We start from the raw sequence: 21758 nt of genomic DNA, 5'->3' as shown, positions 1-21758 counted from the left end.
CTTAAACTTAATTACTAAAAAATCAATCGGAACGAACTTCCTTCACCTTTTTCACTTTCTACCTCCACTTGTATGTCGGATTCTAGAGCGAGTTTTTTCACTATCGCCAGCCCTAATCCTGTCCCTTGCACAGGATCTCCAGTTTCATCAATTTCCCTATAAAATGGATCAAAAATCTTAGCTAATGATTCGCTGGCCATCCCCTTCCCTTCGTCTCTAACAAGTATAAATGGAGCTCCTTCATGATTTCCTACCTGCATAATAATTTTAGTAGATGACGCGGAGTATTTGATGGCGTTTTGAAGGAGATTATTCAAAATCATCTGAAGTGATTTCTCATTTACAAGTCTAAAAATCGGTTTAGAAAGGTTTGTTTCAAATTCGATTTCTCTGCCGGACTCCTTTGCTGACAGCTGCGCAAAATTCTTAACAAAGGAGAGAAGTTCAACTTCATCTTTGCTCATTTTACCTTTGCCAACTCTAGCCAGTGAGAGTAATTGATCTATCATTTCTGACATCCGGTCTATACTTCCCAGAGCCATTTTTACTTTTTCCACATATTCCTCAGAAGTTCTAGGCTTACGAATCAAGACTTCAAGTGTTCCCCTCATCACTGCCAATGGAGTTCTCAACTCATGCGATGCATCCGAAGTAAATTGCTTCTCTCGAGTCAGTGCCTGCTCCAATCTAGAAAGCAACTCATTTATCGAGCGTGTAAGCTGGGCAATTTCATCATTCGGCTCGGCTACTGGGACACGTTCATTTAAATTACTCTGGGAGATAAGATTAGTCTTCTGAATAATCTTCTGGATGGGCTGAATACTTTTCCCCGCCAGAAAACGCATAGATAAAAACAAGGAAATAAGTATCCCTGGATAAAGTAAGAGTAAAATATTTCTAAGGTTTGTGAGCAATTCTCTGGCATCCTCAAAGGATTTTGCCACCAACATATATCCCTCTCTCTTGCCAGAATGATTCAGCGGAATCTGCATCTGACGAACTTCCCTGCTCCCAGCTTTCAAGGTCCAAGTTTCATGTTTTTCCCCTCTGTCTGGAGAGAAACTCAAGTGGTTTTCACCAAGATTAGGCGACTTATCCATCGAATTGCCTTGCATATCAACTATCTCTATGAAAATTGGATTAAGCTGTATCTGACTATGCTCCATCTCCTGCCATTCGTCCATGTGCGCAAAACGAATCTCGCCCTCTACCAAAAATATCTGTCCTACATGCTTATTCGTCTCAAGTGTCAACTCACGGTCTATAGTTTGGATTACAGTGAAATCCACCACCAAATAGATAATAGCAAATACGACGAGGACGATCAAAGCCGTGACCAAAGTCAGTCGGCGCGCTATACGTTCCTTGTATGAAATACTCATAAATCCTTAGCTATATAGCCGATACCACGAACCGTATGGATGTAGTCTTCATTGGTGGTGAAGTGTAGCTTTTTTCTGAGCGAATTCATAAACACATCAATGACACCGGTATTATAATCAAAGTGAATATCCCACACCTCCTCGATAATCTGCGTGCGTCGGCAAACTTGATTTTTGTTTTTCATCAGGTATTCCAGCAAAGCAAACTCCTTTTGAGTCAGCTGAATTTCCTCTTCTTTCAGAAAAACCTGATGTCTATTTGTGAAGAGGGTAATGGGACCTAGGGTGTATTTCTCCTCAGAATTAACCTTCGATCTCAATTGCACACGGATTCGCTCTAATAACTCTTCAAAATGAAAAGGTTTCTTGATGTAATCATTTGCGCCGGATTGCAGTCCGATGATCGTTTCGTCAACGGTGTCTTTTGCGGTGAGAAAAATAACAGGGGTATCTGAAAACCGCTTTCGGAATTCCCGACAGACTTCCAACCCACTTTTTAATGGCAACATCCAATCAAGCAACAAAAGATCATAATCGCCACTTAGTGCCAACTGAAGTCCTTTTTCGCCGTTTTCAGCGACATTCACGATATAGGATTCCTCTTCCAAGCCTTGTTTTAAAAAGCTGGAAATACCCGGTTCATCTTCTACGACTAGAATTCGCATGATTATTTTTTTACCCCAGAGATCACGCAAAGTTCGCAACTAGGAAATCTAGTGATTAGTGAACAATGAATTATCCTTAGAAATGTTCTTTCATTCTCTTTAGTGAGAATTTCAATGCAAAAGTTAGCAATTCAATCTCAGTCAAGTAATTCTATTGCTTAAGATTGTCTTAAAGTTTTGGAGATCTAGTCAAAAGTCCCACTAGGGACAAGTTTGACATTAATCACATCACCAGTTCTCTAGTCCAGTTTCCGAAAAAGCAGGGCAACATTAAATCGCGCCCTCTGCGAAACCTCAGTGCTCTCCTGTGGTAAAAACAAAAAGATGTTACGCCATTTCAGCTACACGCTGTTCGGCTGGCTTTTTCTTAGTCGGTTTCTTTTTTCTCTTATTCCACCAGATCAAAGTCCCCGTAATCGGCAATGAAGTCGCGATCAAGCAAGCTACAAACCATAGAAACTTAGAGAATGGCCCAAAAATATCTCCTACATGTAGTGACTTCACTGATCTGCCTATTTGCTGACGGAAAGGTAAATCTGAAAACAAATTAGCCTCAGTCACTGATAAATCCGCAGCCGATAAGGTCAATTGATCAGAACCAGCTCTAGCGAAAAAACCCGTTCTGTATTTACTCACGCTAATGAGATCAGAAGATTTGGATGGAAGAGAAACTCTGATATTTCCACCATAAGGAAGCTCAGCGTTCGTTTTGGCGAAAATATCCTCCAAAGAAAGAACAGCAAGGTTTCCCTCTTCTATAGGAGCAGCAAGTTCTGGCTTGGCTTCAGCTGTTGGCTTAGCAGCAACTTCACTTTTCGGAGCAGGCGCTTGATAGGTATCCCAAGTCTTTTGCCATCCTTCTCTGTACCACCCGTAAGACCAAAAAGGGCCAGTGGCAGACATGATAAAAAGGAAAATAAGGGCGTAGAATGCCAAACTATTATGCAGATCGTGGTTCACTCGCTTCCAATTTCCTGACCATTTGATTTTCAAACCTTGCTTCCAATTCTTCACTTTATTTGGAACCCAGATCACTATACCTGTAATCACTCCCAGAAGAAACAATAGCGTAGCAACTCCATTGATAAACCTGCCAAGGTCACGGTTACTCATGCTCTCCAGAATAGGCGTTTCTATTCTATCCAGAAGTAGCCACCTGTGAAGGCTAAACATATAACCCATAAACTCCACTGTAGAGGTTTTGTCAGAGCTATTTCCCAAAATCTCAGCAGAATACGGGTTGACATAAAAAGTACTTCCTCTCCCCTCCTCTCCATCCCTAATTAAGGTAAACTGCACACTTCGATCAGACTCCTCGTTCCACATTAGGCCTACCACATTCGAATCAGAGCTTTTCTCCAAAGAACTTTTCAGCTCATCTGCTGACATACGCTCTCCCGTTTCTTCCACGAAGTAAAGTTCGGAATCCATTATCTCACGGATCTCAGTATTGTAGACATAAATCGTCCCACTGAAACAAACCGCTATAACCACCAAACCAGAAATCAATCCTGCATACAAGTGTATTTGGTCAAAAATATTTCGAATGCTTTTCCAAGTAGTAGATTTCTTTGGCTGCATAAAGTGGTCAGGTTAAAGAGAATGAGAATAATTACGGGGCAAAAATAAGGAAGTATTTTATTATTTAGATTTAATCTAAGAAAGAATTAAAAAAAATTAGAGAACAACTATTTGATTCAAACGGAGATCAAAAGAGCATGCTTTATGACTAGCTATTTGTCAACAAACTCTTTAAACTCTGAATTTAATGCAATCGATTTTTAGCCCTCTTTTCAGATTTTTGAAACAAATTTTCTAACTTTCTATTTCATTTAAACCCACTTTTTGATAGTTTAACAAAAATTATTCTATCTGATAGAATATTTAAAACCAACTTTTACTGATTTTACAATTTTAGCATACCAATTATTAAGTAAAAGACCCCATGCCCGAAAAAGTGTTAAACGAACAGGAAATCATAGAAAGAATCAAGAATGGTGATGAGGCAGCATTTATTGATGTTTATGACCTTTTCTGGAAGCGCCTGTTCAATTTCGGCTATAAAAAACTTGGTAAAAAGGAGATCGTGGAAGGAATCGTGCAGGAAGTATTTATTGATTTTTGGACTAAACGCGCAAAACTCGATATCCACACATCTCTTTCCTCTTACCTCTTTACCTCGGTAAACTACCGTATCATTAACCAGTACAAGTCACAGACCATACGAGATAAATATTCAGATCAGGAAAAATCCAAAGGCGAACAAAAAAGCTCATCGACAGATGAAAAGGTTCTCTTTAATGACCTGAAATCAAACATCAAAAAAGTAGTACAGGATTTTCCTCCACAGCGGAAAAAAGTCTATCAACTCCGATTCAAAAAAGGGCTGAGCTATATTGAAATTGCTGAAAATCTTGAAATATCAGTTAGCACAGTGGAAAAACACCTGATGCGGGCGCTAAAGGATATACGGATCAGCCTACGAGAACTCACTCTATCAGTACTTACTTATATAGGTTCAGAGTCTCTTTTTGAATCACTTAGTACCATACCCTACCTCAATTAGGGAGCTATACCTCCCCAAGCTTATTCTGAAGCACCAAGTTCCCATCATTGATGCATTTCATTTTTGCACTTATTCTACTTTTAGGGTTCATAAATAGACTTTTTTAGTAAAAAATATATCCAAATTAAAAAAGTTGGTTTTTTTTCTATTCAGTATGGAGGATAATTCTGTTTGAGTTGACATGTATAGTATAAGACAGAAGTCATGACAGAAGAAAGTTCCAATTTATTTCAAAATGATAATGCTGAATTCGAAGAAATTTTCGAAACAGACATTGTAGGTCAAATGAATAAAGAAGATCAGCAGGCCCTGAAGAAAAAAATACTTGGGAATATTAAGACTGGTATTCAAAAGCATGAGAAAAAGAGAAGTAACAGAAGAAGGATTCTCAGCTACACAAAAATCGCAGCTTCAATACTTGTAATACTTGCGATAAACGGGGCGCTTTGGACCACACTTAAACTAGAAAAACATACTTATCAAACGGGCTCCAATGAAACGCTGAAAATAGAATTGCCTGATGGCTCTACAGCCTTACTGAACTCCAACTCATCGTTGTCTTATACCTATAATTTGGCTTTTGGCTTTGAAAGAAAAGTAGAACTGATCGGAGAAGCATACTTTGAAATAGCTAAAGACGCAGAATCCAAACGATTTGTAATCAATGAAGGAGATGTGATGGAAGTGGAGGTTTTTGGAACTGAATTTAATCTCAAAAACCAACACCCAATACACAAACTAACACTAATAGAAGGAAGCGTAAAGCTCGGCTACCAAAGCGAACAAGGAAATACAAATCGTATGGTAGTACCTGGAGAAACCATAAAACTAAATGTAGAAAATCATCAACTAGAAGCCAAAACAGTGGCTGATCCTATAAAACTTCTTGCTTGGCAAGACAGAAAACTTCGAATGCAAAATGAGAGTCTCGAAGAAGTCCTAAGCATAGTCACAGAACTGTATGATTTGGAATTAGTAGATCAGACACCACCAACAAACTATCATCTTATCTCAGGAAGCTTACCACTAACAGACAATCCAAATGAGGTGATCGAAAACATCGAAGTACTATTCGATACCAAGATCCATCTAGAACAGAATCCAATACGAGTACAATAGATTACCGCTTGCCTTTCGGCCGGATCGCAAGCAAGAATATTAATGAAAGTAAGATTAGTTCGAGTAAAAGCTATGGTAAAGACCAGCAGCTAAAAAATTACACTAGTGAGATCTAGGTATTTACCATACCCAGATCTATGAATGATTAGCAATTGGCCCAAAATAAACGCGAGTTATCATTCTAACCACTAACCTGTTAATCTATGCTCATCAAATTTACCCGTTATCTATTGGCAGTCGGGGTGACTGGAGTGCTAGCGCTCCCACTCTCCGCAGAAGGCCAAAATCTCACACAATTTGCCAAAGGCCCAACCCTTACGCAGAAGTTGGATACTAAAAATCTTGCATCTACACTTAAAGAACTAGAGGACTTATATGCCATATCTATAGCATATCCTTCTTCTTTGGTAGATGCTGAAACAAAAATCCCCGCAGCTATTAACTCCAAACTGACTGCCGAGGAGAATCTTCAACGGATTCTAAAAGGAAGTCAGATTCACTTTAGAAAAGGCGCCGGAGACTTTTACATGCTGGAGCAGTCTTCTGCAGCACCTGAAGCTCCTTCCACCTTACCCAATTTCTCTTATCAAATCCCCTCGTCTCAAAAAATAGAAAGAGTAATCTCTGGCGTGATCGTAGACGAAGAACAAATACCCATTCCAGGCGCAAGTATCCTGATCAAGGGAACCATGAATGGAGTGGTAACTGATATAGATGGAAAATTCTCCTTAACCCTACCTGATGAAAGCTCCGACGCAATCTTGACGGTCTCTTTTATAGGATTTACCACTCAAGAGATCAAAGTTGGAAGCACCTCAATGTTCACCATCGAATTAGCTTCGTCTGATTTGGCGTTGAATGAGGTAGTGGTAACTGCTTTTGGACTAGAGCGAGACAAAAAAGCGCTGGGCTATTCCACACAAAGTGTAGATGGGAAATCCCTTACAGAATCCCGACCTACTAACGTGGCGAATAGCCTTTCAGGGCGAGTAGCTGGCGTTCAGGTAACAGGAAACTCCATGCCTGGCAGTGGCGCCCATATCGTAATCCGAGGATCATCTTCAGTAGCTGGAAACAACGAACCTCTAGTGGTAGTAGATGGTGTTCCACTGGAGCAAACCTCTAGTAGACAGTATGGAAACGGCTTATCTGAGATAAGTCCTGACAACATCAAAGAAATGACCATTCTAAAAGGTGCCACAGCAGCAGCATTATATGGCTCTCGGGCGGCAAATGGGGTCATTATGGTCACTACCAAAAATGGATCTGGATCCAAAGGCTTAGGCATTGAATTCAACAGCAATATGACATTTGATAATCCACTTGTAAAGCCAAATTTCCAGAATACATATGGCGGTGGAACTGGCTACAGAACTTGGTATGTGGACGGAAGAAATGGATTTGATGCAGACGGGATTCGTGGAACTGCCGGTGTGGATGAAAGTTGGGGCGCTCCTATGGACGGTAGAATGGTGCCACTTTGGTATTCCGCACCAGAGAAAGTCGCTCTTCTTCCTCAGCCCAACAACTACGATGATTTTTGGGAAACAGGTCAAAGTATCTCAAATACCATCGCACTATCCGGAGGAAATGATCAAGGTAGTTTCCGAGTATCTATGGGAAGACTGGATCAGACCAGTATCATGGCGGACAATGATTATTTCCGTAACAACTTCAAGATAAACACTTCCTACAAATTCATCCCAAAGCTTCAAATGAGCGTGAATGCTGAGTATGTCAAATCAGGCTCAGACAACAGAGGTTTTACAGGAAGTCAGGATTTCATCTGGGCTCACAGACACACGGACTATACCAAGTTAAAAAACTGGGAAGACTATTATGACACCCAAAAACTCACCTTTAGAGCTGGTGATGATTATCCCTATGCCAACTGGCAACATGAATACTTTTCCAATCCATTTTTCAACCAAAAGTATTTACCCAACTCAAATGAAAAAGACCGCTTAGTAGGAAGCATAGCACTGAACTACGACATCAGCGAGCATTTCAGCATCCTGGCCCGATCAGGCACGGACTACTGGAGCGACACCCGTATAAACATCAACAGTGCAGAAAGCTTCAAAAACAATGTCAAAAGGTTTGGCTCCTATTCAGAATCAGTTCTAAACAGTCAAGAAACAAACAGTGACGTTATTTTGACTTTTGACAAGGACTTGCTTCCAAGACTTTCTTTGAAAATACAAGCTGGGGCAAACAACAGGGTCAATAACTACAAAAGCACCTCAGTAAGCGTTGGTCAGCTTACCATTGATGGACTTTACAACCTAGGTAACTACGCCAGCCCAGTTACACCTTCCAGTACGATTAGAAAACAAGTCGTAAATAGTGTATTTGGGTCCGCTCAATTTGGATTCAACAACTACTTGTTTCTAGACGTGACGGGGCGAAATGATTGGTCCAGTACTTTACCTACTTCAAACAATTCCTTCTTCTATCCATCGGTAGCTATGTCTGCTGTGCTGACAGATATTTTCGACGTGCAGTCGGGCTTCCTTTCATTTGCAAAAATCAGAGGAAGTATAGCTCAGGTCGGTAATGATGCAGATCCATATTTACTTAATCAAGTTTATTCCTCTGAAGGACTTTGGGCAGGAACTACGCCTACCTATTCAGAATCAAATGAGATTGCAAATAGAACTCTTAAACCGGAAATCACTACGGGGAAAGAAGTCGGTTTGGATCTTAGGTTTTTTGAAGGAAGAGCAGGAATAGACTTCACCTACTATCACCAGTCTACTGTAAACCAAATTCTTGCGGTATCTATTTCTACAGCTTCAGGATATAGCAGTCAAATCCTAAATGCTGGTAAAATCACCAACCAAGGAATTGAGCTTACGATTAACGCTACTCCTATCAACACCGCATCAGGGTTTAGCTGGTACACTGCATTGAACTTTGCCAGAAACCGAAACAAAGTAGTAGAACTAGCGGAAGGTCTTGAAAACTATATTCTAGGCACTCAAAACTCGCTTACATCTGAAGCTAGAGTAGGTCAGCCTTATGGCTCACTTTACGGAAGAAGATATCTAAGAAGTCCAGAAGGAGAGCTTGTCTACAACAATGGTCTTCCTGTATTAGAAGAAGGCACTTACACACTTGGAAATATTCAGCCTGACTGGATAGGCGGATGGACCAACTCATTAGCATACAAAGGTCTTGAGTTGAATACGCTGATCGATGTAAAAATGGGCGGAGACATATTCGATGTGGGAACTGGCCTTGCCAGAAAAACCGGTCAATATGCTGAAACTGCCATAGGCAGAGAAGAAGGAGTAATAGGTCAAGGTGTAATGAATATAGGTACGTCAGAGGCGCCAGTGTATGTACCAAACGATGTAATCGCTAGTGCAGGGACATTCTGGAATGCGCAGAACCCACGTACCTACCATGAATCAGGGATTTTTGACGGAACCTTCGTGAAGCTTCGTGAAGTGTCTTTGGGCTATGTATTCCCAAAAAATTTCCTAGGCAATAAGTTCATCCAAACCATGAAACTCTCTTTCGTGGGACGTAATCTGGCTATTCTTTACAAGAACCATCCTCACATGGATCCAGAAGTTGATATGAAGGGTGGCAACGGACAAGGATTTGCCTACGGCCAAATGCCCACTACACGTAATCTGGGCTTCAATCTTAACGTGACATTCTGATCTAATCTTTTACCTATTAAGAACTTATCATGAATAGACTATACATATACACTCTCGCAATACTTCTTCTGACTCTTGGTACGATGACTTCCTGTACCAAGGATTTTGAAGAAATCAATACCGATCCAAACAACCCGGTCGCCATCTCCCCTTCCTTGCTTTTGCCAAATGCAATACAAGTAACAGTGGACAGATATTGGGGACACAGCACCAGGTATGAAAGGCTTAATATCGATGCAGCCATGTGCTGGATCCAGCATCTTTCCAGAAATATCTATATCAATGCTGAAGGCGACAGTTATGAGATTCCTCTCACCATCTCTTCCGGCACTTGGAACAATATCTATAAAGAATCCCTGATCAATTTCGAGAAAGTAAAATCCCTATCTGGACCAGGCAAAACATACGAAAATGCCAATTATGTAGGCATTGCAATGGTCATGCAGTCATTTGCTTATGCATATCTCACAGATGTATTCGGACCGATTCCATATTCTGAAGCGCTGAAGGGCACAGCGGAAGAAGCCATCAACTCTCCGAAATACGATTCTATGGAGGAAGTGTACGCAGGCATTCTTGCTGACCTGATGGAAGCAAATGATCTTCTCTCTACTTCTGGACCAGCTGTAGTCGGGGACATCATGTTCAACGGTGACATCATGAAGTGGAAGCGCTTCGCGAATTCACTTGCCTTGAGAATTGCAAATAGACAAGCATCTAAAAAAGCTACAGAATCACGGGCTATAATGAGTCAAATATTGGCTAACCCTACCAAGTATCCTGTTATCGAGAGCAATTCTCAGACAGCTGAGCTAACTCACTTCGATGTAATCGGCAGCAGAAACAAAATGTTTGATGTATTCTCCACTCGATCAGATTGGAATATCAGCACAACATTGATCAATAAACTTCTTGCACTTGACGATGAAAGAATCACAGTCTATGCGCAGCCTTTGGCTGATGGAAGCTACGCTGGCTTGCCAAATGGCCTGACCGATGCAGCTGCCGGAACATACAACGCGTCGAGAATTGGACTTAAATATTTGGACCCAACCGCTCCAAGTGTACTAATGACCTATGCAGAAGTGGAGTTCATCAAAGCCGAAGCAGCATTAGACGGAGATATCACGGGTGATGCAAGTGAATTCCTAGAAAGTGCAATCAAAGCCTCTTTCAAGCAGCAGGGCCTCACTATGCCAGGTGATTACATGTCACGTATAGGCGAAGTCACTAAGGAAAGCATCATGACTCAAAAGTGGATTGCACTTTTCGGACAAGGAGTAGAGGCCTGGAACGAATACCGCAGAACAGGATATCCTGTGATGCCTGCACCGAACCCAAGCGCTGTGTTTTCAAACGATGGAATACTTCCTACTAGAATAGAGTACCCCACTTCCGAATACTCCCTCAACAAAGCAAATCTAGACGAAGGTGTAAGAAAACTAGGAGGCTCTGACAACATGCGAACTCCACTTTGGTGGGTAGACTAATCAAAATCGATCTCTAATCATTCAACTGAAATTCATATGCAAAAGTCATTCAACATATACTTAATTCTGGCAGCGTTTGCCACTATTGTGTTCACCCAATCCTGCGTGGAAGCCGAGGATTTGGCTACGCCAAATGTAGCATCCCCAGTATTGGTTTTACTTGAAGGAAGTTCATTCAGTGCCGCTTCCCCAGTCACGGTGGGATCCAGATTTCTAGAACTCGATAAGACCAACATTCTAGACTACACTAAAGGGATAGACTCCATTCCTGTACCCAACCTAAACATCGCTGTCTTCATCAATAACACCAATGAAGTAGCCAAACTGGTGACAGATACAGGCGGCAGCGCTGAATTGGTTATTTCTTGGGCTGATCTGGGCTTATCAGAAGCAACTATTGGAAGCTCGGTTCGACTTGAATTCTCAGGAACCTACAAAAATGTCGCCTTCAGAAAATACCACACTGTTCGGGTCAAATAACAACGTTCATTCTTTATAAAAATCAATCCTCTAAATCTTTCTACAACCTTATTAAAATTACTATGAACCACTCTATTAACAGAAGAAATTGGATCAAATCCAGCCTTATGGCTGTGGGAACTATGGCGATTGCCCCTGCTTTTGCCATGCCAAAAAACAAAGCACTAGCAGTATATCAGCCTGACTCAATTCTACATGAGCACATTCCAACTTTTCAATACAATGAAGCTAGAATAGTAGCAAAATTAAATGCAAATGAGAATCCTTATGGTCCATCTCCAAAGGTGATCAAAGCCATTTCGGAATCTATTTCTCTAGGCAACAGATATGGTCATGGGGAAGCAAAAATACTTCTTGACATGATCGCCGAGAAAGAAGGAGTATCAGCAGACCACATCATGCTATCTCCTGGTTCTTCAGATATTCTGGAAAAAGTAGCTTTTGTACAGTTTATGAATGGCGGGAATGTAGTTTCTGCAGATCCATCCTACATGTCATTGATGAATACTGCTCAAAACCTTGGCGCCACGTGGAAGCCTACGCTATTGACAGGAGATTATCAGCATGACCTGGATGCAATGGAAAAAGCTGTCGACTCTGAAACGAATCTTGTTTACATCTGTAATCCAAACAACCCTACAGGATCAATTACTGATGCTACCAAACTAAAAGCTTTCTGTTCCAAAGTATCAGCGAAAACTCCGGTGTTCGTAGATGAAGCTTATTTGGAATTCCTTCAGAAACCAGAGGAAAGCTCTATGGTAGGGTTAGTAGCCGAAGGTAAGGATGTAATTGTAGCTAGAACTTTCTCCAAAATCCACGGAATGGCTGGCTTGAGAATTGGCTACATGGTAGCACTTCCTGAGCGTATCGAGAGCATCACTTCTATGGTTAGAAGTACAATGGGACTTTGTGTCACCTCACTAAATGGCGCTATTGCAAGCATGAAGGAAGAAAGCTTCCTCAGCAGCTGTAGAAGCATGAATGCAGAATGTAGAGAATACACCAAAGGTGAAGTAGCTTCTTTAGGTTACGATATCATTCCTACCGAAACCAGCTTTATGATTTTCCCACTTCGAATGGAAGGACAGCCATTTATGAAAGGCATGTACGACAGCGGAGTTGGTATCAGGGTATTCAACATAGACAACAAACCTTGGTGTAGAGTAAGTATGGGCACCATGGAAGAAATGGAAATTTTCGTCGATGCATTCAAAAAAGTGACCGCATAGTAAACAAGGATTCGTATGAGTATTGCACTTCAGAAGACCCTATCGCTGCTCCTTTTGATAGTTATCGGAATATTTCTCCAGAAAAAACTTCAAAATGAGGATCAGAAAAAGGGGTTAAAATCCATAATTCTAAACATCGCCTTGCCGGCAATGATCTTTGTTGCCTTGTTGAAAATCGAAATCAATCCGGATCTGCTGATTCTTCCGGTTTTGGCTTTGGTATTTAATATTGTGATGATCTTCCTTACCAAGTACTCGCTGCCATATTTTGGCGTCAAAGCGGATACACCGGCCATGCGAACACTGATGTTGCTTCTCCCTTCTTTGGCTCCGGGATTGACCTGTTTCCCCTTTATAGTAGAGTATCTGGGTGATGACGCGCTAGCTTGGGCTGCACTGTCAGACATTGGAAATAAGCTTTTTGTATTAGTATTAGCCTATTTACTAGCCATGTCTTGGTATTACAAAAACCAAAACCTCAAATCTAAATCCAATGGCCAAAAGGTAAAAGAACTGCTGATAGCCATGGTAAGTGAACCGATCAACCTGGTTATTCTAATTGCAATTGTTCTGCTCAGCTTTGGATTCAATATGGAAAGTATGCCAGGTTTCCTTAGCGAATCTATCCTGATGATGAAGGATATGATGACTCCGCTAGTCTTGATTTTCATCGGCATAGCCGTGATTTTCAAATGGGACCAACTGCGCATGATTACCTCTATACTCACTTTCAGAGCTGGATTTACATTTCTGCTTAGCGGTCTATTCATCTGGTTAGTGCCAATGCCTTCCGAGGCAGCGATACTACTAGCAGTGGTGTTTCCGCAAAGTGCCGTGAGTTTCTGGCCATTTGCACACATGTCGGCGATACGTAAGTTTGAATATGAAAATGAGGCTCAGAAAGACAATCCAACCTTTGATCTGGAATTGGGAATCAACGTATTAGCGGTATCGATGCCTTTTAGCACCTTACTGATTCTAGGCGTATTCACATCGGGAAGCTATTTCACTTATCCGCTTCATGTCATCACTATCGGTGGGGTATTGATCGGCGCGGCCTTATTGCCAAAAGCCGTTCAATGGGTGAAGAGTGCAGATTTTGGATTTGAAAACCTACGAGAGAAAGAATTAAAAGACAGTTCAGTTGAGTAACACTAGGTAGGTCAATAGAATAACCGATAGGTTTGACCAAATGAAAATGCCTGAGCAATGCTCGGGCTTTTTTTTAATCTAAATACCAGTTTCTATTTAAGAAACTTAGTGAAATCATCAGGTTGGAAGACGCTCAATTTCATGCTAAATTGAAGCCCCAAACACGCTACAAAATGCAAAAAATCACCCTGACATTTGCCTCCTTACTACTTCTAGTCTCTATTGTTTCTTGCCAAACCAACGTAGAAAAAGCACTTCCTGAGCTTTCTCCTGAATTCACTGCGGTTTTAGAGGCACACGGAGAATGGCAAAAATGGTATAATGCCAAAGCAGAGAGCTATGCGATGATCCATGAGGGCATCATGATAGAGGAAAATGCTTTCATCAATCTGGAAAGTAGAAAAATTCGCCTATCTACTACGGATTTTGAGATTGGTTTTGATGGGTATCAGACTTGGATCAGCCCAAACAGAGAAGCTTATAGCGGAGAATCCCTGAAGTTCTATCACAACCTGTATTTCTACTTTTTCAACATTCCCTTTGTATTCACTGATCAGGGAGTGACGGTAGAAAAAGTAGAGGACAAATCATTGAATGGTAAAAAATACTCAACGTTCCAGGCAAAATTTGATACTAACACAGCATCAACAAACCCTAAGAACCGATACTTCATGCTGGTCAACCCTGAAACCAAGAGAGTTGAATACGTTCTTTACTCGGTTCCTTCCAATGACAGTGAAAACCCTCCTCTTAGCGCGTTGAAATACGATGATTACAGAGAATCAAATGGTGTGTTTTTTCCTAGAATTCTTACAGGTTACACTATTGAAAACGACTCTACCAAGATTTTAAAATACCAAGTCACCATAGCAGATGCCTTGCTTTTGGATGAAGAGTTTGACTCAGAAATATTCGAAAAACCAAAAGATGGGGTTTTCGCAGATTAATATCCCGGAGATTTCAGCTGATCAGTTCTGAGTTTGACTTTGAGTTTGATAGGTCTGATTATCTCTGATAGTAAAGAAGTTAGAGTCGACTAAATTAGATATCTCATTAATTTTCAACTGAAGATTATCCAAATACTCGTGCAAGCCAAAACCAATAATCTCTCCTACTTCTGCAAATTCCAGTTTTGATCGCAGCTCGCCCATAGCCTTTTCAGGCGAATTCATATATCCACCCCCCAGATTTCCTGAGATATTATGGAGGCATTTCTCGGCTTCTTTGATACAGAAATAGATGGATCTAGGAAAGTACTTATTCAGTGTTAAAAACTCCACCACATTGGCAGACTCAATATTCCCATACAATCTGCGATAGGTATTGAATGCAGTAACTGACTTCAGTAAAGCCATCCAGTGAAGGAAATCAAGAGGAGTTCCGATCTCCTGGTCTGAAGGCAAGAGAATATGATATTTCACATCTAACATCCTGGAAGTCTTATCGGCTCTCTCTAGGAATTGACCAAGCTGTCTGAAATACCACCCTTCAGTTCGAGCCACACTGCTATCAGCAATACCATAAATCAATAAAATCTGGTTTTTTACTTTCTCAAAAAACGGCCTTGGATCTTCTTTTTTCCAAACCTTTTTTTCCAAGCCTTCCTGCATCATATAATAGAGTTCATTGACTTTCTCCCATGTTTCCTTACTTAGGTTTTCACGGATGATCCTGGCATTTTCTCTAGCATTTTTGATGGTGGAGACCATGGAGTTTGGGTTTTCTGCATCAAACCCCAAAAAGAATAAAACCTGATTTTTCTCGTAACCAGTACAACTCTTCTCATAAAGAGCCAAGTCTCCCGTAGCTGCAATCAAAGGACGCCACTGCTCTTTCAGATCTAGCGGCAGATCTTGCATCAGGTTAAAATTCACGTCTATAAATCGCGCATAATTCTCCGCGCGCTCTAGGTATCTCCCTAGCCAATAAATACTATTTGCTACTCTACTTAGCATATTCTTTCTGTTTATTAATATAAAACCCAGGTATCCTTACTTCCTCCACCTTGGGAGCTGTTCACTACCAGCGAACCTTTTTTCAACGCCACTCGAGTTAATGCGCCGGGAATTACCTCAATTTCTTGTCCATACAAGATATAAGGTCTCAGATCCACATGCCTACCACTTATTCCTTCATTTGTCAAAGTCGGCACTGTAGAAAGTGACAACGTTGGCTGAGCGATGTAGTTTGTCGGATTATTTGCAACAAGCTCTCTGAATTTCGCATGCTCCTCTGGAGTTGCCTTTGGCCCAATCAGCATCCCGTAGCCACCTGCTGCATTCGTTTCCTTCACTACCAACTCTTCTATATGATCAAGCACGTACTGCCTATCCTTCTCTTCTCTACAGAGATAAGTTGGTACATTATTTAATATTGGTTCTTCATTAAGATAGTACTTAATGATTTTTGGAACGTAAGCATAAACTGCCTTATCATCCGCTACGCCAGTTCCAGGTGCATTTGCCAAAGCAATATTCCCAGCTTTGTAAGCTTCAAAAAGGCCAGGAACTCCCAGCATAGAATCTGGATTGAAAGTCTCTGGATCCAAGAATGTGTCATCTATCCTGCGATAAAGCACATCGATTTGCTCTAGGCCTTTCGTGGTCTGCATGTATACCTTTTTGTTCTCCACAATTAAGTCTACTCCGCTTACCAGCTCTACTCCCATTTGCAAGGCGAGATACGAATGTTCATAATACGCCGAGTTATAAACTCCCGGAGTAAGCACTCCTACCACAGGTTTAGGCTTATCCGAAAGATTCTGAAGCATCCGAAGTAGCTTAGTCGGATAGTTAGAAACCGGCATCACTCCTTTTTGATTGAAAATATCCGGGTAAACGCGTTTGATAATTTCACGGCTTTCCAGCATATAGGAAACCCCAGATGGACATCGGAGATTATCTTCTAATATGTAATATTCCCCATCCTTACTTTTCACTAGATCAGTTCCGGTAATATGACACCAGATACCCTTAGGTGGGGTTAGTCCTATACAAGGCTCAAGGTAATCCTTACTCTTAAGGATAAGATCTGAAGGGACTATACCATCCTTTAGAATGTTTCGCTCATTGTAGACATCCTGAAGAAACATGTTCAAAGCTTGGGTTCTTTGCTTTAATCCCGCCTCTAGTTTTTGCCATTCTGAATTGGGAATAATCCTGGGAATGATGTCCAAGTGAAGAATTTTCTCCATCCCCTGATTGTCATGATACACATTAAATGTCATGCCCATCGAGCGCTGCGTCTGATTAGCAGAGTGCTGTAGCTGGTTCATCTTCTTAGAGCTAGTCTTTTTCAGATGATTATAAAATTCATTATAATGCTCTCTAATCTCCCCTTCCCCAGAGATCATCTCATCGTAATGTTCTCCTGCGTTGTATCCTTCGGTCTTCATAAGTTTATCTAAAATATAACAAGCTTCAAAAAGATAGATGAAAAAGGGTAATTGTCAAAAAAATTATGAAAATAGGCTCATATTTTTATCAAAATATATATTCTTGTCACGAATTATCAATAATAAGATTCAATAATTACCATTCCATCAATTGAGATAACGGTCAATTCAACTCTCTCTTCCCAGTTAAGTTAAGTATTTATTCTTGGGTTGGTTGCAATTGCAGACAGAACAGTTGATTAAAATACTCTATTTTCGACCCATGGTGAAGCGACTTTTAAAAATACAGGATAACGCAATTGTAAAGCGAATTACGATTTGGCGGCAAATCAAAGACGGGCTTTTCATTGCAATAGGTGTAGTGATGGCAAGTATTGGCCTGAAAGGGTTTTTATTACCAAATGGATTCTTCGATGGTGGCGCGATGGGTATGTCATTGCTCTTGGACATGCTCACTCCTGTCAATCTTTCGGTATTGATTATACTAGTCAACTTACCATTCATTCTGCTTGGTGCAAAGCAGGTTTCAGTGCCATTCGCCATCAAAAGCACCTTGGCGATTTTTGGGCTGGCATTACTTGTTCATTACATCGAAGTTCCAGCTATCACTGCGGACAAATTACTTATTGCTGTGTTTGGAGGTTTTTTCCTGGGTTCAGGGATTGGCTTCGCGATTCGAGGTGGAGCAGTGATTGATGGCACGGAAGTGCTCGCAATTTCTGTCAGTAGAAAATCCAGCCTGACCGTCGGTGACTTTATTACGGTGTTCAACGTCTGCCTTTTTATAGTTGCGGCTATTTTCGTAGATATAGAAACAGCAATGTACTCCATGTTGACTTACTTTTCGGCTTCCAAAACAGTTGATTTCATCATCAACGGTGTGGAAGAATACCTTGGCGTGATGATCATGTCTTCGTACAATGAAGAAATCAAGCAAATGATTTCCTTTGATCTGGGGCGTGGAGTAACTGTCCTAAAATCTGATGGAGGCTACGGCGACAAAGCCAATCAACTACCCGATAGGAAAGTATTATTCTGCGTGATCACCCGACTGGAAGTAACCAAAATGCTGGTGGAAATTGAAAAAATTGACTCCAAAGCCTTCGTAATCCAATATCCTATCAAGGATACAAAAGGCGGGATGATTAAAAAGAGACCGCTTCATTAGAAAATAGTAGCTAGAGACAAGAAGCAAGACATAAGATTTTAGAACAAAGAAAAAAGAGCCAAGAAAACCGAAATACATTCGAGTTCTTGGCTCTTGGTTATAAACTCTAAACACTCAAGTCTAGATAATTAGATCTTGAAAACTTTATAATTCTCGAACCAATTAACTTAGGTATTTTAAGAAAGCTCCTTTTGAAAAACTTGACCCAAAAGTCAAAAAAAATATTCTAATCGATGAGCTCGAAGGTTAAGGAAATTGATTTAAACAGTTTCAGGTTTTCGTCGAAATCATTAAATGCATTCCCAAGCAGCAGATAATACTTCGGCCCGTCAAATAACATTACGGAATAAACCATTTCTTCTGGTCTATCTAGCTCTTTTGCTCCTCTAAAATCAAATTCAAAACCATCTAGTCCATTTATTTTTACTTCTCGCAATAAATCTTCACTTACCTGAATATTTTTATATGGCAGCTGCTTGATTCGATTTACTGAATAGGTTCTTCTGTTAACTATCTCTAAATTATATAAAGAGGAACCAATAATAAAGGCTGTTTTATCTTCAGCCTCAGTTGGAACTTTACCATCTACAGTATAAAAAATGATACCTGCTTTTTCCCCACCCTGTATCAGCTTGGTGTTTTCTGTTCTAACAGAGAATGATTTTTCTCGCAGTTCAGTCGGATTTGAATCATAAATCACTGAAAGAATGGACTCTTTGATAGATTCATTAATTCCTGGATGATCTGAAGGGCAAACACCTATCACCATATATAAGAACTCGTCACTTCCGAAAAACAAAGTGTGATTGGTTATCGGATCTCCATCTCGAATTTCTTCAAATATAAAAAATTTACCCTTGTTTCCGTTGATTAATACATCCTCAACATGCTTAACTACTTTTTCCTTTCCTATCAATTCATCAAATCCAGACAAAAACTCCTCATAATTACTATTTAGAACCTTCGTAGCCATAACTGCTGCATGAGATGCAGGCTCTAAAAACCCCGGTATACCAGGACTAAAAAAGTTTGGCGGAGGAATCATATAAAGTTCAGTACCTACAACCAATTGATGTGCACCAGACCTCACATTCGTAATCTCCATTTGGCTAAAACATGGAGTAAAGAGAAAAAATGTAATCAGGGTTAAAAGAACTCTATCCATAAAATTTCTTTAAATAATCTTCTAGCAATTATTGATGTTGCTTATTCAGAATTTAAAAGTAAGTTAGAGAATATTAGTACACAAAAGAATCATGATAGAATTCGTTTAATTAAATGAGCATTTGATTTAAAATGAAAAAATCTGTCAAATAAATAATTTGACAGATTTCTAGTTTCTTACTACTTAAATCTTGCTGCTTACGAAATCCCCGATCCACTCGCAGTACTTTCATGAGGCACAAGTAGCTTCAGCTTCCCGTCTTTGTCTTCTGCCATCAGAATCATGCCTTCAGAGTCTATACCCATCATTTTGCGTGGAGCAAGGTTGATCAGCATTGTTACTTGCTTACCGATCAGATATTCTGGTTCGAAGTGTTCAGCCACACCGCTGAGCACTGTTCTATGTCCCAAGCCAATATCCACTTTGAGCTTGAGAAGTTTCTTGGATTTTGGCATTCTCTCCGCTTCCAAAATGGTAACTACACGCATATCAAGCTTAGCGAAATCATCATAAGCAATGATCTCTTTCATCGCTGGAACTTGTGCACTTTCAGCTTCATTCATCTTCTTGGCATCTAATAGTTTTTGTACTTGTTTTTCTACAGTTTCATCTTCGATTTTCTCGAATAGCAATCCCATCTCTCCCAGTGAAGTTCCTGCTTTCAGCAGTTCACCCTGACCAGCTTCAGACCAATCTATTTTTTCCATTCCGAAAAGACCCACTAGTTTCCCAGCAGTAAATGGCAAGAATGGCTCTGATACAATCGCAAGGTTCGCTGCGATATTCAACGCGATATTCAGGATAGTCCCAGTACGGGCTTCATCGGTTTTAATGACCTTCCAAGGCTCTGTATCCGCTAGGTATTTATTTCCCAATCGAGCCAATTCCATCACTATGCTCAGTGCCTCACGGAATCTGTAGCGCTCGATAGAGGAAGCAATTTTCTCAGGAAACTCTGCCAAAGCATCCAAAATCTCCTGATCATAACCAGTCAATTCACCTCGCTGAGGGATGATTCCCTGATAGTATTTATGAGTCAAAACGACTGCACGATTCACGAAATTTCCGTAAATGGCAACCAGCTCTGAGTTATTTCTAGTCTGAAAATCCTTCCAAGTAAAGTCATTGTCCTTGGTCTCCGGTGCATTTGCTGTAAGCACATAGCGAAGTACATCCTGCTTGCCAGGAAACTCCTCCAAATACTCATGAAGCCAAACCGCCCAGTTTCTGGAAGTTGAGATCTTGTCTCCTTCTAGGTTCAAAAACTCATTTGCCGGCACATTTTCAGGAAGTATGTAATCGCCGTGAGTTTTCAGGATTGCAGGGAAAATAATGCAGTGGAATACAATGTTATCTTTTCCGATAAAGTGTACCAGTTTGGTATCTTGATCCTTCCAATACGGCTGCCAATCAATTCCTTTTTCTGCAGCCCATTCTTTAGTCGAAGAGATGTAACCAATCGGCGCATCAAACCAAACATAAAGCACTTTGCCCTCTGCGTCCTGCAAAGGCACTTTTATTCCCCAATCCAAATCTCTGGTCATCGATCTAGCTTGCAGTCCTTCGCCTGCTTCTAGCCAAGAACGACATTGGCCTAGTACGTTATTTTTCCAATCATTCGCATGATCTTCGAGTATCCATTTTTTCAGGAAATCCTGATACCTCGCCAAGTCAAGAAACCAATGTTTCGTCGCTTTCAAAACAGGAGTTCTACCGCTGAGTTTTGATTTTGGATTGATGAGTTCTGTAGGGCTAAGCGAGCTACCACATTTCTCGCACTGATCTCCATAGGCGTGCTCATTGCCACATTTCGGGCAAGTACCTTCTATGTATCTATCCGCCAAAAACTGATCGGCTTCCTCATCATAATATTGCTCGGTAGTCTCTTCTAGGAATTCGCCTTTTTCATACAAATCCTTGAAAAAACCTTGCGCAGTCTCATGATGTATAGGCGCTGAAGTACGGGAATAATGATCAAAACTGATCCCAAATTCCTGAAAACTCGTCTTCATGATCTGATGGTAGTGATCCACCACCTCCTGAGGAGTCTTACCTTCTTTTTTTGCCTTGATGGTAATCGCCACACCGTGCTCATCAGAACCGCATATGTAGGCTACGTCCCTTCTCAGGCTTCGCAAATAGCGAACATAAATATCTGAGGGAATGTAGCATCCAGCCAAATGACCTATATGAAGCGGGCCATTGGCATAAGGAAGTGCGGAAGTGACTGTATATCTTTTGAAATTCTTATTGCTCATGATCAATCTAAGATTC

At 40.7% G+C, this 21758-nt stretch carries 16 protein-coding genes; 9 read left to right on the top strand and 7 right to left on the bottom strand.

Annotated features, from left to right (window positions below):
• Positions 1 to 14: 14 nt before the first annotated feature.
• The 3 genes from ESV85_RS12005 to ESV85_RS11995 all read right to left on the bottom strand — a co-directional run bounded on the left by ESV85_RS12005 (position 15) and on the right by ESV85_RS11995 (position 3628).
• Positions 15 to 1382 carry an ATP-binding protein gene (locus tag ESV85_RS12005; protein ID WP_146917902.1) on the bottom strand — a complete coding sequence of 456 codons (1368 nt, stop codon included), beginning with the start codon at positions 1380 to 1382 and terminating at the stop codon, positions 15 to 17.
• The gene (locus ESV85_RS12000) at positions 1379 to 2047 is read right to left on the bottom strand and encodes a response regulator transcription factor (protein WP_146917900.1); all 669 of its coding nucleotides are present in this window, start codon (positions 2045 to 2047) and stop codon (positions 1379 to 1381) included. The genes ESV85_RS12005 and ESV85_RS12000 overlap by 4 nt, the downstream gene beginning before the upstream one ends.
• A gap of 327 nt (positions 2048 to 2374) precedes the next feature.
• Complete coding sequence (locus ESV85_RS11995; protein WP_146917898.1) at positions 2375 to 3628, bottom strand: PepSY-associated TM helix domain-containing protein; 1254 nt, start codon at positions 3626 to 3628, stop codon at positions 2375 to 2377.
• Between the two features lie 364 nt (positions 3629 to 3992).
• Here ESV85_RS11995 and ESV85_RS11990 point away from each other — a divergent pair, with 364 nt between their 5' ends.
• The 8 genes from ESV85_RS11990 to ESV85_RS11955 all read left to right on the top strand — a co-directional run bounded on the left by ESV85_RS11990 (position 3993) and on the right by ESV85_RS11955 (position 14704).
• The gene (locus ESV85_RS11990; RefSeq protein WP_146917897.1) at positions 3993 to 4613 is read left to right on the top strand and encodes an RNA polymerase sigma factor; all 621 of its coding nucleotides are present in this window, start codon (positions 3993 to 3995) and stop codon (positions 4611 to 4613) included.
• A gap of 204 nt (positions 4614 to 4817) precedes the next feature.
• A complete protein-coding gene (locus tag ESV85_RS11985; protein ID WP_146917895.1) occupies positions 4818 to 5732 on the top strand; it encodes a FecR family protein in 915 nt (304 codons plus the stop codon).
• A gap of 203 nt (positions 5733 to 5935) precedes the next feature.
• The gene (locus ESV85_RS11980; RefSeq protein ID WP_146917893.1) at positions 5936 to 9403 is read left to right on the top strand and encodes a SusC/RagA family TonB-linked outer membrane protein; all 3468 of its coding nucleotides are present in this window, start codon (positions 5936 to 5938) and stop codon (positions 9401 to 9403) included.
• 29 nt (positions 9404 to 9432) lie between these two features.
• The gene (locus tag ESV85_RS11975) at positions 9433 to 10893 is read left to right on the top strand and encodes a SusD/RagB family nutrient-binding outer membrane lipoprotein (protein WP_146917892.1); all 1461 of its coding nucleotides are present in this window, start codon (positions 9433 to 9435) and stop codon (positions 10891 to 10893) included.
• A gap of 36 nt (positions 10894 to 10929) precedes the next feature.
• A complete protein-coding gene (locus ESV85_RS11970) occupies positions 10930 to 11373 on the top strand; it encodes a hypothetical protein (RefSeq protein ID WP_146917890.1) in 444 nt (147 codons plus the stop codon).
• A 62-nt stretch (positions 11374 to 11435) separates the two neighbouring features.
• A complete protein-coding gene (locus ESV85_RS11965) occupies positions 11436 to 12605 on the top strand; it encodes a pyridoxal phosphate-dependent aminotransferase (protein ID WP_146917888.1) in 1170 nt (389 codons plus the stop codon).
• A 15-nt stretch (positions 12606 to 12620) separates the two neighbouring features.
• Positions 12621 to 13757, top strand: coding sequence for an AEC family transporter (locus ESV85_RS11960; RefSeq protein ID WP_146917886.1), 1137 nt, complete (start codon positions 12621 to 12623; stop codon positions 13755 to 13757).
• Positions 13758 to 13930: 173 nt separating this feature from the next.
• Entirely contained in the window at positions 13931 to 14704 is a 774-nt protein-coding gene (locus ESV85_RS11955) for a DUF6503 family protein (RefSeq protein WP_146917884.1), read from the top strand.
• 21 nt (positions 14705 to 14725) lie between these two features.
• On the opposite strand, the gene ESV85_RS11950 is transcribed toward ESV85_RS11955, so the two are convergent.
• Positions 14726 to 15712 carry an alpha-E domain-containing protein gene (locus ESV85_RS11950; protein ID WP_146917882.1) on the bottom strand — a complete coding sequence of 329 codons (987 nt, stop codon included), beginning with the start codon at positions 15710 to 15712 and terminating at the stop codon, positions 14726 to 14728.
• 14 nt (positions 15713 to 15726) lie between these two features.
• Positions 15727 to 17151 (bottom strand): circularly permuted type 2 ATP-grasp protein, encoded by a 1425-nt coding sequence (locus ESV85_RS11945; protein ID WP_146917880.1) that lies wholly within the window; start codon positions 17149 to 17151, stop codon positions 15727 to 15729.
• Positions 17152 to 17413: 262 nt separating this feature from the next.
• Between ESV85_RS11945 and ESV85_RS11940 the strand changes: the two genes are divergently transcribed.
• Positions 17414 to 18319 carry a YitT family protein gene (locus tag ESV85_RS11940; protein ID WP_146917878.1) on the top strand — a complete coding sequence of 302 codons (906 nt, stop codon included), beginning with the start codon at positions 17414 to 17416 and terminating at the stop codon, positions 18317 to 18319.
• A 226-nt stretch (positions 18320 to 18545) separates the two neighbouring features.
• On the opposite strand, the gene ESV85_RS11935 is transcribed toward ESV85_RS11940, so the two are convergent.
• A complete protein-coding gene (locus ESV85_RS11935) occupies positions 18546 to 19484 on the bottom strand; it encodes a hypothetical protein (protein WP_146917877.1) in 939 nt (312 codons plus the stop codon).
• 197 nt (positions 19485 to 19681) lie between these two features.
• Positions 19682 to 21742, bottom strand: a complete 2061-nt coding sequence (gene metG, locus ESV85_RS11930; protein ID WP_146917875.1) for a methionine--tRNA ligase — start codon at positions 21740 to 21742, stop codon at positions 19682 to 19684.
• Between the last annotated feature and the right edge of the window lie 16 nt (positions 21743 to 21758).

This window comes from Algoriphagus aquimarinus (assembly GCF_007997215.1).
Taxonomy (GTDB): domain Bacteria; phylum Bacteroidota; class Bacteroidia; order Cytophagales; family Cyclobacteriaceae; genus Algoriphagus; species Algoriphagus aquimarinus_A.
Note: the sequence above shows the minus strand (reverse complement) of the source record. Positions and strands in the feature narration are given on the sequence as shown.